Here is a 15,209-nt window from a genome sequence, read left to right as displayed (position 1 = left end):
TATGGCTACACAAAATAAGGCATACAAGTTCAGAATATATCCAACAGAAGAACAGAGAATATTACTCCACAAAACCTTCGGTTGTGTTCGGTTTGTCTACAATAAGATGCTGGCGGAACGTATGGATACGTTCGAAAGGATGAAAGACGATAAAGAGAAGCTAAAAAAATCAAGCATCCTACTCCTGCTAAATACAAAAAAAGTTTGAATGGTTAAAGGAAGTGGACTCTCTCGCGCTGGCTAACGCGCAACTGAACTTGGAGAAGGCGTACAAAGCGTTCTTCAAAGGGAACGCGGGGTTCCCGAAATTTAAAAGTAAACGCCATAAACAAAGCTATACAACCAATGTGGTGAACGGAAACATTCAGTTGTTGGATGGTCATATCAAGTTACCTAAGTTAAAACAAGTGAAAATTAAACAACACAGGAAGATTCCAGGAGAATCAACAATTAAATCGTGTACATTATCAATGTCTGCTTCTGGAAAGTATTATGTCTCCATTTTAACAGTTTGCGAGAAAAAAATTGTTGGTAAAGAGGTTAAAAAAATTGAAGGCTTAGATTTTGCGATGGATGGGCTATTTGTCGATAGCGAAGGTAAGAAAGCCAATTACCCAAAGTTTTATTGTCAAATGCTTGATAAGTTAGCTACTGAACAACGTAAACTTTCTCGTAAGAAGAAAGGTTCTTCAAATTGGAAAAAACAGCGAGTAAAGGTTGCTAAACTACACGAAAAAGTGGCTAATCAACGCAAAAATTTTCTTCATCAAAAATCAAAAGAACTGGTGGCTACTTTTGACGCCATCGCGATTGAAGACTTAAATATGAAGGCGATGTCTAAAGCACTCAAGTTTGGAAAAAGTGTAGCTGATAACGCGTGGGGAATGTTTATTACGTTCTTACAATATAAATTAGCTGACCAAGGGAAACAACTGATCAAGATTGACAAGTGGTTCCCTTCTACAAAAATGTGCTCGAATTGCTGCTCAGTGAAAGAAGTAAAATTGTCTGAACGTGTCTATCAATGCGTTTGTGGATTACACCTTGATAGGGATCATAATTCGGCACTCAATATCAAAAAAGAAGGCATTCGCTTGTTAGCAATGGCCTAATCAATTGTAAACCAAACTCTTGGAACAAGAGGGTTAGCCTGATTTATTTTGTCAGCTATCAAAAGTGGCAATTACCCAGGAAGCCCCCCACTTCAAGCGATCCGTTAGGTTGGTAAGTGGTGGGTAGTTCACAAGAAGCTTATAAAAAAGGAATAATCTTAGCAGGAATAAGCGCAGGTTCGATTTGCTGGTTTGAAGAAGGCGTCACTGATTCAATGAACAACAACCTGTCTAAAATCGACTGTTTAGGTTTTTTAACGGGAAGTAACTGTCCTCACTACGACGGAGAAAGCAATCGAAGACCGTCGTATCATGAGTTAATGGCAATCGGAGAAATGAAAGAAGGCTATGCTGTAGATGATGGAGTCGCGCTGCATTTTAAAGATGAAAAGCTATCGGTATCAGTCAGTTCAAGACCAACAGCAAAAGTGTATGCTGTTAATCGAAAAGCAAGTAAAGTCATTGAGCATGAACTCCTGGTGACGTATTTAGGTGATGACAAGCAATAAATGGTCGCTTTCCATGTTTCTCTGTATAAAATGGAGCTTATTCGTACATATATAAGCAGAGACTCTATATAGGAGGTTACTTCAGTGAGTTATGAACGATACTGGGGAAACATACATGAACAAAGCGATAAGCTGCAGAAGTTATTATCGTCGTATTGGCATCAGTATTCAGATTTTGGGAACTGGCAGTTTTGGGTGGTACTTGCTTCGCTCGTTCTTCCTCTTGTGTTGTTATATTTTACCGCAGACCGGACACGGATCTTTGAGGTGTTTTTCTTCGGTTACACAGTGCATATGCTCTGGGCATATATTGATATTGCACTTGGGAGAAGCGGTCATTTAACGCACACGTTTTTCTTAACGCCGCTGCTTCCGAATGCAACAAATATTACCGCTTCTATTTTGCCTGTAGGCTTTCTGCTGCTTTATCAATATTGTACAAATCATCAAAAAAATTTCTATCTGTATACCATTCTGTTAAGCGCTGTTTTTTCGTTCGGACTGGCGCCTCTTGAACATCATTTTAAATTTATTGATTCAAGAAAAGGAATGAGCTTGTTTTATATTTTTCTTATTGATATAGGAATAACATTAGTGGCGTACTGGATTACAAGGCTGCTTGTAAAAGCGAAAGCCGCAGCCTATCGTAAAGCGGAAAAAGAACGCTGAAAAAATGTTTCAAAATGAGTAGTTAAGGGTATACATACACTTAAGACAAATCGAGGTGAAAAAATTGTATTACTACCGCATTTCAGAAGGGCAAGGCGAAACGTACTCTGAAACAATTGTTATTCATGAAGAACAATTTGATCAAGGTACATTTGAAAAAATGGTGAAAGAAGCGATGGTCGATAAGCCTGGCAAAATCGATCAAGTGGACATTGTTAAATATTTAATTGGACATTACCATTTCCAAGTTGCATATATTGAAGCCGCTTTTCATAGTACATATACAGATTAATAACGTTATGTATTCATTAAGAAACCCCGTTGCATTGGCAACGGGTTTTTTTGCTTCTACCAGTATCGATAGTGATAAGGGTTTTGAGGTTGATAATAAGAATTTTGAGGCGGAGGATACGTATAAGTGGGCGTCTGGTGGTGAACAGGGCCTCCTTGTTTTTTCTTTTTATAGTATTCTTTTTCTCCGCATTCGTCTGTTGGTCCAATTACGATGGTTTGATTTTTTAACGGAGCCAGCGCATTCTTTAGCTGCTCTGGATCTAAGCAGTACGTGTGAGCAAGGACTTCAATAGGCGTTTTATTTAAAATGTCCGATCCAAAAATATATTCCGGGTAAGGGGCGTCAAAAATGGCAAGTAAATGCGTATTGTCTTCAGACGCAATTTCCCAGTGCCACCAGCCTTGAGGGATATTGGCTACTTGACCGGGAGTAATCGGAATGTTTGTGACTTCGTTTTTAAACGGATTGATTAATGAAACGACGGCTGAGCCTGAAATGCAGTAGACAAGCTCAGCGGCATTTTGATGGTAGTGCGGTTCGACCACGCGGCTTTTGCTTAAGTAAATATCGAGTAACGATACGTTTCCAAGAGTATTTAGCACATCTCTTCCTAGCCGATTGATATAGTTCTCATCATTGCGCGTATTAAGTCTGTTTTTGTTCAAATCGGAAAAGTATTGTACGTTTGGATTATTATAATCCATATAGGGCGTTGACAACGGTCTCCAGCTCCGATCTTTGAATTTTTTATGATGCTGTATCGTATGTGAAGAGTTTTATTTCGTGACAGAAGCCTAGGAGGATATGTAGGTAAGGCCTATTTTTGATAAGGTGTACAAACATTTGTCCACTGATTTTCATACACTGTAACAGGTTCTTTTTTACAGAGCCATGATCAATGTCAGACGTATACGACGGATCATTTTGAGGAAAGTGAGTTGCAGAGCTGTTGCTTGATCAATATGAAAAAATAAATAGTACGTATGAGAAGCTGGACGAACTTCAGCTACCGTTTAATAAGCCCGTTTTAGTCGCGGTCGAGTGGAACGGAGTGCTGTTTGAGTTTTTAATAAGGCTGAAAAGAGAGTCTTCTCATTTGCTTGTGTTTGGATCAGGAGGAGGGGCAAGTCAAGAAATGCCGGCAGGACCTCCATATTTTCAGCGGCATTCGTGGATGAATGAATTCCAAGATTCGATTATTTATTACAACGACCCCACGCTTTATTTAGGAAAAGTGTCACTTGCATGGGGACAAGGGACAAGCGACCGTTTTTATTTAAAAGACATTGCGGTTTTAATTGAAAAGTTCATGAAAAAAGTACAGGTAAATTCGTCTAACGTGCTATTTTACGGATCATCGGGCGGCGGCTTTATGTCGATGTTTTTAGCGGGGTACGTAAAAGGAGCAAAAGCGCTTGTCAACAATCCGCAGACTTGCTTGACCAAGTGGCTGAAAACGCCGGTTCGGCAAGTGTTTAATTTATCTTATCCGGACTTGACAGAAGATGAAGTGATCGCCTCATACGGTGAGCGAATTAACGTAGTGAAGTTTTTTCGCCATATTAACTATGTGCCGAAGGTGTATTACTTGCAAAACGGGGCGTTTGAATACGATATGAACAATCACTTGCTGCCATTTTTAACGGATTTGCAGGATATGCCAGACCACTGTGAAATCAATAATATAAAAGTGGAGCTTTATTATAACCCAAAGCTGAAGCACGCGGCTGTTAGTAAGCAAGAAACGATTGACTATGTGAATATGGCGAAGAAGATATAAGAAAAAAGGCAAGAGTTTGTTTTTTAAGGAGCTCTTGCTTTTTCATGTCGAATTTTCTAACTCAATAGATACAAGTAGGAAGTTATGTTGCTTTTTCTTTTGAATATGATAGTGAAGATGAGGTGTAAGGAGGGAAAGTATGGCCGATCAAGATGAGAGAAAAAGATACTTAATGGAAGTTCAGACCTGGCTTGAACAAGTATGTGATCCTGTATTTGAAGAAGCCATTACAGAAGTAGATATAACGTCATATATAACGCGCACGCAAGAAGATGTTCTTGAATATTTAAGCGAAGAAGATGTTAACGAATATACGTTAGAAGAAATCAATAATGCAGTACGGCATATTGATAAAGTTTTAAAAGAGCGGCTTGGAGACGACGGCAGGGAGCGAGAATCGATAGCGCCAGGGAAGCACGAGCTGCCGCCGCTTGGCTATAGCTATTCAGCTCTTGAACCGTATATTAACCGGGAAATCATGCGTCTTCATCACAGCAAGCATCACCAAAGCTATGTCGATGGATTAAATAAAGCAGAGCTCATGCTGCAGCAAGCCCGTAACACAAACAATTTTGACCTCATAAAACATTGGGAACGGGAAGCTTCTTTTCATGGCTCCGGTCATTACTTACACACAATTTTTTGGGAGATTATGAGTCCAGAAGGAGGAGGACGACCGAGGCGGCAGCTGCTGCAGCAGCTTCAAAAAGACTTTGGCAGCTATGAGAAGTTTATGATGCACTTTTCTCAAGCCGCTAAAAAAGTAGAAGGCGCGGGGTGGGCCATCTTAGTATGGTCGCCGCGTTCGCGAAAGCTTGAAGTCTTGCAAGCTGAGCGCCATCAGCTTCTCACGCAGTGGGATACGATTCCGCTGCTCGTATTAGACGTATGGGAACACGCGTATTATTTACAGTACAAAAATGAACGTGATCCGTACGTGGATAATTGGTGGAAAATCGTTTACTGGCCGAACGTAGAAAAAAGATTTGAAGCAGCCAGAATGCTTCAGTGGCAGCCGTATTAACAAGTATTGCAGGTATTTTAATTTCAAATAAAAAGGCTATGATAAAAGCATTTTAGTTGAAGGAAAATCCGAACGGTGAATTGAGATTCTTGATGGAGAATCCAACTCGTTCGGATTTTTTATTGTTATGGCGGTGATATATGTATGCGCTTCTAGCAGTTGATTGGAGAGCAAGACGAAGACTCCTGCGGAAATAGTGGAATAGATGAGACCCCGCAGGAGCGCAAGCGACGAGGAGGCTCATCAGCCATCCGCGGAAAGCGAAGTCTTGCACGGAAATCAACAGCGGTGTAAAAAGTGATTTTATTAAGCTCCTTTAACGCATTTATTAATTTTAAATAAACTATGTTCTAAATAACCAATATAAAATAAAGTCTAAGCCTCTAGAACCAGTGAAATGTTACAAATGAAATAATCCATTATAAATGTGTGTAAATGCACCGTCATATACCTAAATATGTATGTTTTTGAAGAGTGAAGGTGATTAATTTACTAGTTTAAAAGGAAGAATCTTTATTTTTACTGTAACTAAACTATCAAACTATTGACATGCTACTGAAATATAACTGTAATATTCATGTGTTATTTTTTATGTATTGGTAGATAAAGGGGAAATCAATTACATGAAAAAGACAATGATTACGTTCAGTTTAGTTCTAATGTCACTGTTCGGAGTGGCAAGTGGTGCATCAGCTGCAACAAATACATATACAGTAAAAAGCGGAGATTCGCTATACAAAATTGCAAAGACATATAAAGTATCGGTTAGTCAGCTGAAACAGTGGAATAACTTAAAGTCAGACAGCATTCATCCGAAACAAGTATTAAAGATATCTCAAGTAAAATCAAGCACGCCTGCTAAAGCAGCGCCTGCGAAGTCTTCAAATGTTGTGAAAGAATTTAGAGTAACAGCAACAGCGTACACAGCGAACTGCAAAGGCTGCAGTGGAAAAACGGCGATTGGAATCGATTTAAAAAAGAATCCAAATCAAAAAGTTATTTCTGTCGATCCAAAAGTGATTAAGCTTGGTTCAAAAGTATACGTAGAAGGTTATGGCACGGCAATCGCAGCTGATACGGGCGGCGCGATTAAAGGAAATAAAATTGACGTTCTTCTTCCTTCTCAAAAAGAAGCGTTAAAATGGGGAAGAAAAACAGTAAAAGTTCAAATCTTAAAATAAGTATTTCTTAAGGAAATGAGAGCCTTCGTTGAAGGGCTCTTATTTTTTTCTTCATTAAAGGGCATGCTACTTTATATATACTGATGGAAAAGTTTTACGAAAATGATCATATTTGTTGACAAATATTTCGGAAACGGATATATTTATTCGGTATATAATTAAGTTCATTAAATATTCGTGACATAAATTAATAGAATGAACACATAAAATATATTCTTAACCTGTTTGTCATCTGAAGATTTACATACAGATAATTTTAAAGGGAAAGGTCTTGTTAAAATGAATACACAAACACAACAGTCCGATCAAGCCCGAACTCGGTCTATTTTTGGCGTAATGATAATGGGAGCGCTCGTCGCTTTTTTAAATCAAACGCTGATTAACATTGCGCTTCCGCAAATGATGGATCATTTCCATGTAACGGCGGCTACGGGCAACTGGTTAACAACCATCTTTATGTTAGTAAACGGAATTGTTATTCCAATTACAGCATTTTTAATGAATCGATTTACTACGAGGCAGCTGTATATTACAGCAATGGGGCTGTTTACAGTAGGAACACTGCTTTGCGGTATTGCACCGACATTTTCCGTTATTTTAGTGGGACGCGTCGTGCAAGCAGCGGGAGCGGGAATTTTATTTCCGTTAATTACCAACGTTATCTTTACATTATTCCCGCCTGACCGACGCGGCTTTGCGATGGGGATTTTTGGTGTAGCGATGAACTTCGCACCGGCAGTAGGGCCGACGCTTTCTGGTTTAATAGTTGAACACTACTCATGGCGCGTTTTATTCTTTATGATGTTTCCAATTGCACTCATTAACGTAATTGCGGCTATTATTTTAGTGAAAAACGTGACAGAAACAAGCCGACCTAAGCTAGATGTGTTTGGCGTTATTTTGTCAACAATTGGATTTGGAGGCTTGCTTTATGCGTTCGCTACGGGCGGTACAAAGGGCTGGACCAGCACTGAAGTATTAGCCATGTTCATTGTAGGCGGTATTTCAATTCTGTTCTTTATTTTCCGTCAGTTAAAAATTGATCAGCCGCTTCTTGAATTCCGTATTTTCCGTTACCGTATGTTCACATTAACAACAATTATTAACGTGATTGTGACAATGGCAATGTTTTCAGGTATGATTTTAATGCCGATTTATATGCAAAACGTACGGGGCTTCTCACCGTTTCTTTCAGGCTTGCTGTTACTGCCAGGGGGAATTGTAATGGGGATTATGTCTCCGATTACAGGACGGCTGTTTGATAAGTTCGGCGCAAGATGGCTTGCTGTTATTGGTTTAGCAATTACCGTTGTGACAACATATGAATTAACAAAACTTGAAACGACAACAACATTTATGTATGTGATGATTGTTTATACTGTTCGTATGTTTGGTATGTCGCTGCTCATGATGCCAATCTTTACAGCAGGATTAAATGAGCTTGCGCTTAGCTTAAATAAATACGGCACGGCGATGGTTAATACGCTTCGAATGGTTGCTGGAGCTGTAGGAATGGCGTTCTTTGTATCTATTATGATGAATCAAGGTGAAAAACACGTGAAAAACATCGTAACGAATCAGCAAATTTTGCTGACAGATAAAGGCAGTATGGCTGAAGCTGTGAATCAAGGTACGGCAATGGGTATTAACGATGCGTTTATGATTGCAACGATTTTAAGTGTGATCGCGTTTGTGTTAGCCTTCTTTATTCGTAAAACATCACCAAAAGAAGATACCATTACAAATCGTGTAAAAAAAGCAAGCTAATAAAAAATCCGTGCCTTTTGGTACGGATTTTTTTTATGAGTTAAATTTGTCTTTTTTATAGTCAATGTAAAGCGATCCGTCTGACTGAACCTCAGCGTAAAAGACGTCATCAATTGAGTTGACTCCCGCTTTTTCTAGCTGTTTATGCAGCCAATTATTATCTACGTGCAGGTCCTTCAACGCATCTTCATTCGCTTTTCCATCGTAAATAACGCCTGTTGAAGTGGGGAATAAAAGCGTTTTTGACCATGAGTTCGGCTTTTTATCTTGTTTTTGCATAACGGAAAGGTTTCCGTTGATTTCTAATATGGCGTATTCTACATCTTTTATGGAAAATACGTTTTGCTGCCTCAGCATGCCTAAAAGAGATTCAATATCTAGCCGGACTTGTTTTAACGCCTTTTCCATCACTTTTCCTTGCTTAATCACAATTTTAGGTTCACCTGTAATAAGATGCCGTGCTTTTTTCGATTTCATCCCAATATAGCCCATAGCAATCGTTAAAAATGTCCATCCTAGCAGTGAATAAATCCCTTTATCAATTTCCACTCCCTTATCAGTGGAGAGGGAAGAGGCAATATTACCAATCGTAATCGCCGTAATAAATGTAAACACATTTAACTGGCTGATTTCTGTTTTTCCCATGAGCCGCGTTAAAAGAAGCAGCACAAAAAATGAACAGGCGATTCGAAACGTCGATTCAGCATAGCCCATACATTTCACCCTTCCTTCATTTCATTGTTTTATGTTGTGAAAAAATAGAAATTTTATGCAGTTGAAAAGATAAATTCCATGCTTCTTTCCCACTAGCTTTTGCTTTTGCGCTACAATAAAGAAGCAGCATGTTTGACTAGACAAAAGAAGGTGAAAAGATGAAACCATTTAAAGCTTCAGCATTATTAGACGTTATCAGCGAATTGTTCTCTGATGAAGCGTCGATTGCCGTGTCAGATCTAGAAACGTACGTGTATTACCGCGCAAGTAAACGAATTAATTTAAAAATCAGCCCTGGAGATCAAATTAAAAAAGGAACGATTACATATAAAGCATTAGAACGAAAGCAAAAAGTATCGGAATTTATTCACCGAGACGTGTTTGGCACGCCCTACTACGGCATGGCCGTGCCTTTCTTAGACGAAGGAGAGGTTCAAGGGTGCGTGACGGCCATTTTTCCCGCGTTAACGAGCGGAAAGTCAGTTGTGACGTTAAAGGTGAACGAGGGATGGATACCGGTTCCTTTCTCAAAAATTATCTACGTAGAAGCGCGTGACCGAAAAACATATGTGTACGCACAGAAATATACGGGTACGCATAAATACACGTTAAATGAATTTGATTATGTGCTTCCAAAAGAAGAGTTTGTGCGCTGTCATCGTTCCTTTATCGTCAATGTGACGCAGATTCAAGAAATTTATCCTGATACACATTCAACTTTTTTATTAGTGATGAACAACGGAGAAAAAATTCCGGTCAGTCAGTCGTACGCCAGCTATTTTCGAAAGCTGCTTGGCTTTTAACCGTCTTTTTGCTTAATTATCATCAAATATGCTGTTTTATCGCTATTTTTGTCCATTTCATTCCAAAAACTCTTGTAGCCGCTTGCTTTACAGTAAAATGGTAAAAAAGAGCAAAAACAAGGAGTGAACAGAATGGAAAACGTTTGCAGTCGAATTAAACATGAAGCACTAAAGAATCGCGTTGTCTCTGCTGAAGAAGCAGCGTCTTGGATTCAAGATGGAATGACTCTTGGTCTAAGCGGTTTTACACGAGCGGGGGATGTCAAAGCTGTACCGTTTGCGCTAGCGAAACGAGCGGAAACAGAACCGATAAAAGTTAGCGTGTATACCGGTGCTTCACTTGGGTCAGATGTGGATAAGCTATTTGCAGAAAAAGGGATGTTAAATAAACGCCTGCCGTTTCAAGCGGATCCGACCATGCGTAAAAAAATTAATGAAGGTGAATTTCAGTTTATTGACCAGCATTTATCGCATACTTCTGAATGGGTGCGTGCAGGCGTGTTAGATTCAATAGATTTCGCTATTTTGGAAGCGGTTTCTATCACAGATGACGGAATGATGATTCCAACAACGTCAATTGGCAATTCGATGGTTTTTGCCCAGCATGCAAAATCGATTATTATTGAAATTAACACAGCGCAGCCAGAGCTGTTAGAAGGCATTCACGATTTGTATGATCCAGGCGTTCAAGGACAGCGGGATGCAATTCCTTTAAAAAAATCTGATGACCGGATTGGTTCGTTAGGCATACCAATTGATGTGGATAAAGTAAAAGGTATTGTATTTACAAATCAGCTAGATTCACCGTCTACGATTGTAGCACCTGACGAAGAAACGGTTGTAATGGCTCAAAATTTGATTTCATTTTTACGCCAAGAAATTAAAGAAGGGCGATTAACTGAATCGCTTGCTCCTTTACAATCTGGAATTGGATCTGTAGCAAATGCCGTTTTCCACGGTTTGTTAGATTCAGAGTTTCATGATTTAGAAGTGTATTCAGAAGTATTGCAGGACGCCGTGTTTGATTTATTTGACGCAGGAAAAGTTACGTTTGCTTCCTGCTGCTCAATTACGCTTTCAGCAGATAAAATGGAACAAGTTTTCTCTAATTTTGAAGTCTATCGAGATAAGCTCATTCTTCGCCCGCAGGAAATTTCAAACCATCCCGAAATCATTCGTCGCTTAGGACTGATTTCTATTAACACTGCCCTAGAGCTAGACATTTACGGAAACGTCAATTCCACGCATGTGATGGGAACAAAAATGATGAACGGAATCGGAGGCTCAGGAGATTTTGCCCGAAATGCGCGTCTCGGTATTTTTGTAACAAAATCCATTGCTAAAAACGGTGATATTTCAAGCATAGTGCCGTTTGTTTCGCACGTTGATCATACGGAACACGATGTTGATGTGATTGTAACAGAGCAAGGATACGCAGACCTGCGCGGACTCGCTCCAAGAGAACGGGCAAAACGAATCATTAAAAATTGTGCCCACCCAATGTACCGCGACCAGCTTATGGCGTATTACGAAGAAGCGCTCACGCGAGGCGGCCAAACACCGCACGTTCTTGAAAAAGCCTTTTCTTTTCATACGTCTTATCAAAAAAATGGAACAATGCGAGAAGTTGTAGCGCAAACAAAGTAAAAGAACGCTTTGTCTCCTGAGGAGACAAAGCGTTTTTTCCCTGAGTCAGAAACTTGTGTTTGGTATCTCTTTGAATTACGATGAAAGGGAATACATAAAGAAAACGAGGTAACTTATATATGAAAGCATTAGTATTTGAAAGATTTGGAGGACCTGACGTTCTTCACTATCAAGATATACCGAATCCCTCTATTGGCCCAACAGATGTACTAGTAAGAACAAAAGCAATTGGGCTTAATTTTGCTGATGTGTACCGAAGAAAAGGGAACTACCACTTAACAGGTACACCTCCGTATATTTTAGGATATGAAGGAGCAGGTGTGGTAGAAGAAGTAGGAGCAGAAGTAAGTCATGTTAACGTAGGAGACCGTATTGCGTTTGCTGACGTTCCTTTTGCAAATGCAGAGCTTGTTGCCGTGCCACAAGATAAAATAATTGCTGTACCTGACAATATTTCGTTTGATGCAGCTGCTTCTGTACTTTTGCAAGGGTTAACGGCTCACTATTTAACACAAGACAGCTACAGCATTCAGCCCGGCGATTATGTGCTTGTTCACGCAGCTGCTGGAGGTGTAGGGCAGCTTTTAGTTCAAATTGCCAAGCTATTAGGCGGACAGGTTATTGGCTTAACGTCATCTTCTGAAAAAGCAAAAGCAGCCGCTCAAGCAGGAGCTGACTATGTTTTTTTATACGAAGATAACTGGGTGGAACAAGTGAAAGAAGTAACGAAGCGAGGAGCAGATGTTGCCTACGAATCTGTAGGGGTTACGCTAGAAAAAAGCTTTGAAGCCGTAAAAACAGGAGGAAACGTGGTGTTTTACGGAATGGCAGGAGGCGATCCGGCTCCAGTGGATCCGCGTATGTTGATGGATACCTCTAAAACGCTTACAGGCGGAGACTTATGGAACGTGCTTGTGTCATATGAAGAACGTAAAGTACGTTCACAGCAGCTGTTTGAGTGGATCAGTAAAGGTCAGCTTGTGCTAACCGATCCTGTGGTATTTGACTTAAAAGACGGAGCGAAAGCACATGAGCTTCTTGAAAGCCGAAAAAGTACAGGTAAAATTTTGTTAAGACCGTAAAAAAAAGCCCTTTCGTCAAGGGCTTTTTTCCGTTAGTAAAGGAGAAACTAAGGAGCTGTCTAATATATAGTAGATAAGTAGAGTAAAAGAGGTGAAGGTAGATGAAACATGCATTGATTACAGCGGGTCATAAAGGTATTGGCAAAAAAGTAACAGAACAGTTTTTAAAAAAGCAGTATTCCGTTACCGTCCATTTTCGAAGTGATAAAAATAAAGTGCGAGAACTGCAAGAAGAATGGCATCAATATAGCGATAACGTACAGTTTGTAGAAGGAGACATAACAAATAAAGCAGATATTGAACATGTCGTTGCGCAGGCCATGGAGCGGTTTGGACGTATTGATGTTTTAATTAATAATGCAGGTCCGTATGTATTTGAAAGAAAGAAATTAATAGAGTACACAGACAGTGAATGGTACGAAATGATGGAAGGGAATTTAAGCTCTGTTTTTCACTTTGTCAAAGCTGTTGTTCCTATTATGCAAAAAAAGCAGTTTGGAAGGATTATTACATACGGTTTTCAAGATGTAGAGCATACCCCTGGATGGATGCACCGCGCGGCTTTTAGTGCCGCTAAGTCAGGGCTGGCTTCTCTGACCAAATCGCTTGCTCTAGAAGTAGCCGAATACGGGATTACGGCCAATATGGTCTGTCCCGGAGATATTGTAGGAGACATGAAAGAAAATGATATCATAAAAGCAAGATTACTAGAAGACAAGGAAACGCCTGTGGGCCGATCAGGGACAGGAGAAGACATTGCGCGTATTATTGAGTTTCTTTGTGATGAAAACTCAGATATGATTACAGGCAGCATTATATCCGCTTCGGGCGGAGTAGACGTTGTTCATAAAAGCAAAAAACAAGCCCCTGGCAGATAATGCAGGGGCTTGTACGTTACAGCAGCGATTCTCCGCCGTCAATAAACATTTCACTTCCGGTAATATGTTTGGACGCGTCAGAAGCTAAAAAGGAAATTAAATCCGCTACTTCTTCGGGCTTAGCCGAGCGTTTAGCAAGCGGCTGATTGCCATTTGGATATTCAATTGGAATCGCGACTTCTTTTAATTTGTCTTCTTGACGGAATGTATTGCTTTCAATATTTGTATCAACTGCTCCTGGACAAATAACGTTAACGCGTATTCCGTATGTAGAAAGTTCAAGAGCTGCCATTTTGCCGAACGCCATTTGGCCAGCCTTTGAGGAACTGTATGCGCTCATGCCGATATTTGAAAATGTACGGTTGCCGTTAATCGAGCTAGTAATAATAACGCTTCCTCCCTGAGCTTTTAAATAAGGAATAGAATGCTTCACGCTTAAAAAAGTACTCGTTAAATTTGTATCAATCGTTTTTGTCCAATCTTCTGGTGATAGTTCTTCAATAGAAGAAAACGTACCGTTGATGCCTGCGTTAATAGAAACAATATGTAATTGACTCCATAAGCTGCTGATCGTTTCGATACTCTCTTTTATACTTTCAGAGTTAGAGACGTCTGTTTTAATGGCTATACACTCTCCGCCGCTCGACATGATGGTCTCTTTTACTTCTTGTAATTTTTCTTCGTCTAAATCTAAAAGAGCAACGCGCGCTCCTTGTTCAGCTAATGTGATGGCTGAAGCGCGTCCAATCCCAGATGCCGCTCCCGTCACAAGCGCAACTTTTCCAGTTAATGCAATCATTTGTAACCCCTCCATATAAAAATGTTGTTTCCTTTCTTTAACCTATAAGAAGGAAATAAAAACCTCTTTTAAACTATTTGTGTTTAAATTTGCTAAAAGATGCCAAAAGGAAAAGAGAAAACAGCGGCAAATTATTAATATGACGCCAGAACACGAAAAAGGCTAATGTCAAATGAGCTTACTTGAGTAGCTAAAGATATACTCTGTCTTTTCAGAAGAATGTTTATATAAAATTTTACATCAGAGGGACTTGCAAATCGTTCCTTGAAAGCTTACACTAGTAAAGCACAGAAAAAGGACGGTGTTTTATGAAGAAGAAAGATAATGTGATTCCATTCCCGCAAAGAAGGGAAGCAGCTGCTTATGTTCCCGCTTCTATTAGCTTAGATAAGGATATTGTGGAGTTTTTAGAAATTATGAATTTTGAAGATCGAAATGATTTCTTAAATGAAATGATTGATTCATTTTTTAAATATGTAAAAGGTGAAGAAGACGAAGTAAGATAAAAAGTAACGTAAAGACATCCAAAGAGATGTTTTTTATTTTGTGACCGATTGCTTAAAATGCATGCTTAAGCCTCGTATAGTTATTTATGGTATAGTATACATTAGATACTATCTAGCAGGTGCAAATGCGAGGAGTGATAAGATGAGTGGATTTAAAAAAGACATTCGTGCCGGATTTGAAGAGCCACAATCACTAGAACAATTAAAGCATGAAATGGAGCAAAGCCTGTGGAATTTAAGAAAAGATTTGCGAAATGAAAATCGTTCGGAAACGGAAATGGAAATGATTAAAATTTCGCTGCTGTCACTATTTGAGGAGCAGGCCAATAATTTGAGCAAAACGGAACTCTCTGATTACCTTGCGGACTATCACAAAAGAGTCGAGCAATTATTCGACAGGTATAGCTATAAATAAGACAAGCATCCTTGCGGGGATGCTTGTT

The 15,209-nt window shown here is 39.6% G+C and carries 17 protein-coding genes and 1 pseudogene; 15 read left to right on the top strand and 3 right to left on the bottom strand.

Annotated features, from left to right (window positions below; genetic code table 11):
- Position 1 precedes the first annotated feature (1 nt).
- From SB717_RS14730 to SB717_RS14715, 4 genes and pseudogenes are all read left to right on the top strand, one after another.
- Positions 2 to 1,112 (top strand): annotated as a pseudogene (locus SB717_RS14730) (RNA-guided endonuclease TnpB family protein).
- Positions 1,113 to 1,231: 119 nt separating this feature from the next.
- Entirely contained in the window at positions 1,232 to 1,621 is a 390-nt protein-coding gene (locus tag SB717_RS14725; RefSeq protein WP_410904038.1) for a Type 1 glutamine amidotransferase-like domain-containing protein, read from the top strand.
- 84 nt (positions 1,622 to 1,705) lie between these two features.
- Positions 1,706 to 2,290, top strand: coding sequence for a hypothetical protein (locus tag SB717_RS14720; protein WP_074680673.1), 585 nt, complete (start codon positions 1,706 to 1,708; stop codon positions 2,288 to 2,290).
- Positions 2,291 to 2,345: 55 nt separating this feature from the next.
- Positions 2,346 to 2,582, top strand: a complete 237-nt coding sequence (locus SB717_RS14715) for a hypothetical protein (RefSeq protein WP_226313298.1) — start codon at positions 2,346 to 2,348, stop codon at positions 2,580 to 2,582.
- A gap of 56 nt (positions 2,583 to 2,638) precedes the next feature.
- Here the strand turns inward: SB717_RS14715 and SB717_RS14710 are convergent, their stop codons facing one another.
- Positions 2,639 to 3,304: a cupin domain-containing protein gene (locus SB717_RS14710; protein ID WP_410904037.1), complete on the bottom strand. Its 666-nt coding sequence runs from the start codon at positions 3,302 to 3,304 to the stop codon at positions 2,639 to 2,641.
- Between the two features lie 230 nt (positions 3,305 to 3,534).
- Between SB717_RS14710 and SB717_RS14705 the strand changes: the two genes are divergently transcribed.
- The 5 genes from SB717_RS14705 to SB717_RS14685 all read left to right on the top strand — a co-directional run bounded on the left by SB717_RS14705 (position 3,535) and on the right by SB717_RS14685 (position 8,337).
- Positions 3,535 to 4,365 (top strand): glycosyl transferase family 2, encoded by an 831-nt coding sequence (locus tag SB717_RS14705; protein WP_410904036.1) that lies wholly within the window; start codon positions 3,535 to 3,537, stop codon positions 4,363 to 4,365.
- A gap of 139 nt (positions 4,366 to 4,504) precedes the next feature.
- A complete protein-coding gene (locus SB717_RS14700; RefSeq protein WP_410904035.1) occupies positions 4,505 to 5,389 on the top strand; it encodes a superoxide dismutase in 885 nt (294 codons plus the stop codon).
- Between the two features lie 159 nt (positions 5,390 to 5,548).
- Positions 5,549 to 5,683, top strand: coding sequence for a hypothetical protein (locus tag SB717_RS14695; protein ID WP_255285430.1), 135 nt, complete (start codon positions 5,549 to 5,551; stop codon positions 5,681 to 5,683).
- 329 nt (positions 5,684 to 6,012) lie between these two features.
- Entirely contained in the window at positions 6,013 to 6,570 is a 558-nt protein-coding gene (locus SB717_RS14690; protein ID WP_074680681.1) for a 3D domain-containing protein, read from the top strand.
- A gap of 279 nt (positions 6,571 to 6,849) precedes the next feature.
- Positions 6,850 to 8,337 (top strand): DHA2 family efflux MFS transporter permease subunit, encoded by a 1,488-nt coding sequence (locus SB717_RS14685; RefSeq protein ID WP_410904034.1) that lies wholly within the window; start codon positions 6,850 to 6,852, stop codon positions 8,335 to 8,337.
- Positions 8,338 to 8,370: 33 nt separating this feature from the next.
- Here SB717_RS14685 and SB717_RS14680 read toward each other — a convergent pair whose 3' ends face one another.
- Positions 8,371 to 9,051: a DUF421 domain-containing protein gene (locus tag SB717_RS14680; protein WP_074680685.1), complete on the bottom strand. Its 681-nt coding sequence runs from the start codon at positions 9,049 to 9,051 to the stop codon at positions 8,371 to 8,373.
- 158 nt (positions 9,052 to 9,209) lie between these two features.
- Between SB717_RS14680 and SB717_RS14675 the strand changes: the two genes are divergently transcribed.
- From SB717_RS14675 to SB717_RS14660, 4 genes are all read left to right on the top strand, one after another.
- The gene (locus SB717_RS14675) at positions 9,210 to 9,854 is read left to right on the top strand and encodes a LytTR family DNA-binding domain-containing protein (RefSeq protein ID WP_050690645.1); all 645 of its coding nucleotides are present in this window, start codon (positions 9,210 to 9,212) and stop codon (positions 9,852 to 9,854) included.
- A 132-nt stretch (positions 9,855 to 9,986) separates the two neighbouring features.
- A complete protein-coding gene (scpC, locus tag SB717_RS14670) occupies positions 9,987 to 11,501 on the top strand; it encodes a succinyl-CoA:acetate CoA-transferase ScpC (protein WP_410904033.1) in 1,515 nt (504 codons plus the stop codon).
- A gap of 119 nt (positions 11,502 to 11,620) precedes the next feature.
- Positions 11,621 to 12,583: a quinone oxidoreductase family protein gene (locus tag SB717_RS14665; RefSeq protein WP_264135466.1), complete on the top strand. Its 963-nt coding sequence runs from the start codon at positions 11,621 to 11,623 to the stop codon at positions 12,581 to 12,583.
- A gap of 101 nt (positions 12,584 to 12,684) precedes the next feature.
- Entirely contained in the window at positions 12,685 to 13,461 is a 777-nt protein-coding gene (locus tag SB717_RS14660) for an SDR family oxidoreductase (protein WP_074680691.1), read from the top strand.
- Positions 13,462 to 13,477: 16 nt separating this feature from the next.
- Here SB717_RS14660 and SB717_RS14655 read toward each other — a convergent pair whose 3' ends face one another.
- Complete coding sequence (locus SB717_RS14655) at positions 13,478 to 14,260, bottom strand: SDR family oxidoreductase (protein WP_410904032.1); 783 nt, start codon at positions 14,258 to 14,260, stop codon at positions 13,478 to 13,480.
- Between the two features lie 308 nt (positions 14,261 to 14,568).
- Here SB717_RS14655 and SB717_RS14650 point away from each other — a divergent pair, with 308 nt between their 5' ends.
- Both SB717_RS14650 and SB717_RS14645 read left to right on the top strand, forming a co-directional pair.
- The gene (locus tag SB717_RS14650; RefSeq protein ID WP_014459743.1) at positions 14,569 to 14,766 is read left to right on the top strand and encodes a hypothetical protein; all 198 of its coding nucleotides are present in this window, start codon (positions 14,569 to 14,571) and stop codon (positions 14,764 to 14,766) included.
- A 142-nt stretch (positions 14,767 to 14,908) separates the two neighbouring features.
- Positions 14,909 to 15,181 carry a hypothetical protein gene (locus tag SB717_RS14645; RefSeq protein WP_074680695.1) on the top strand — a complete coding sequence of 91 codons (273 nt, stop codon included), beginning with the start codon at positions 14,909 to 14,911 and terminating at the stop codon, positions 15,179 to 15,181.
- Positions 15,182 to 15,209 lie beyond the last annotated feature (28 nt).

It is taken from the genome of Priestia sp. SIMBA_032, assembly GCF_046535215.1.
Lineage (GTDB): Bacteria > Bacillota > Bacilli > Bacillales > Bacillaceae_H > Priestia > Priestia aryabhattai.
Note: the sequence above shows the minus strand (reverse complement) of the source record. Positions and strands in the feature narration are given on the sequence as shown.

What these genes read in the sequence shown, in the direction of transcription:
- SB717_RS14700 (WP_410904035.1), top strand. Translation starts at nt 4,505, where the DNA reads ATGGCCGATCAAGATGAGAGAAAAAGATACTTAATGGAAGTTCAGACC.
- SB717_RS14690 (WP_074680681.1), top strand. Translation starts at nt 6,013, where the DNA reads ATGAAAAAGACAATGATTACGTTCAGTTTAGTTCTAATGTCACTGTTC.
- SB717_RS14685 (WP_410904034.1), top strand. Translation starts at nt 6,850, where the DNA reads ATGAATACACAAACACAACAGTCCGATCAAGCCCGAACTCGGTCTATT.
- SB717_RS14680 (WP_074680685.1), bottom strand. Translation starts at nt 9,051, where the DNA reads ATGGGCTATGCTGAATCGACGTTTCGAATCGCCTGTTCATTTTTTGTG.
- SB717_RS14675 (WP_050690645.1), top strand. Translation starts at nt 9,210, where the DNA reads ATGAAACCATTTAAAGCTTCAGCATTATTAGACGTTATCAGCGAATTG.
- scpC (WP_410904033.1), top strand. Translation starts at nt 9,987, where the DNA reads ATGGAAAACGTTTGCAGTCGAATTAAACATGAAGCACTAAAGAATCGC.
- SB717_RS14665 (WP_264135466.1), top strand. Translation starts at nt 11,621, where the DNA reads ATGAAAGCATTAGTATTTGAAAGATTTGGAGGACCTGACGTTCTTCAC.
- SB717_RS14660 (WP_074680691.1), top strand. Translation starts at nt 12,685, where the DNA reads ATGAAACATGCATTGATTACAGCGGGTCATAAAGGTATTGGCAAAAAA.
- SB717_RS14655 (WP_410904032.1), bottom strand. Translation starts at nt 14,260, where the DNA reads ATGATTGCATTAACTGGAAAAGTTGCGCTTGTGACGGGAGCGGCATCT.
- SB717_RS14650 (WP_014459743.1), top strand. Translation starts at nt 14,569, where the DNA reads ATGAAGAAGAAAGATAATGTGATTCCATTCCCGCAAAGAAGGGAAGCA.
- SB717_RS14645 (WP_074680695.1), top strand. Translation starts at nt 14,909, where the DNA reads ATGAGTGGATTTAAAAAAGACATTCGTGCCGGATTTGAAGAGCCACAA.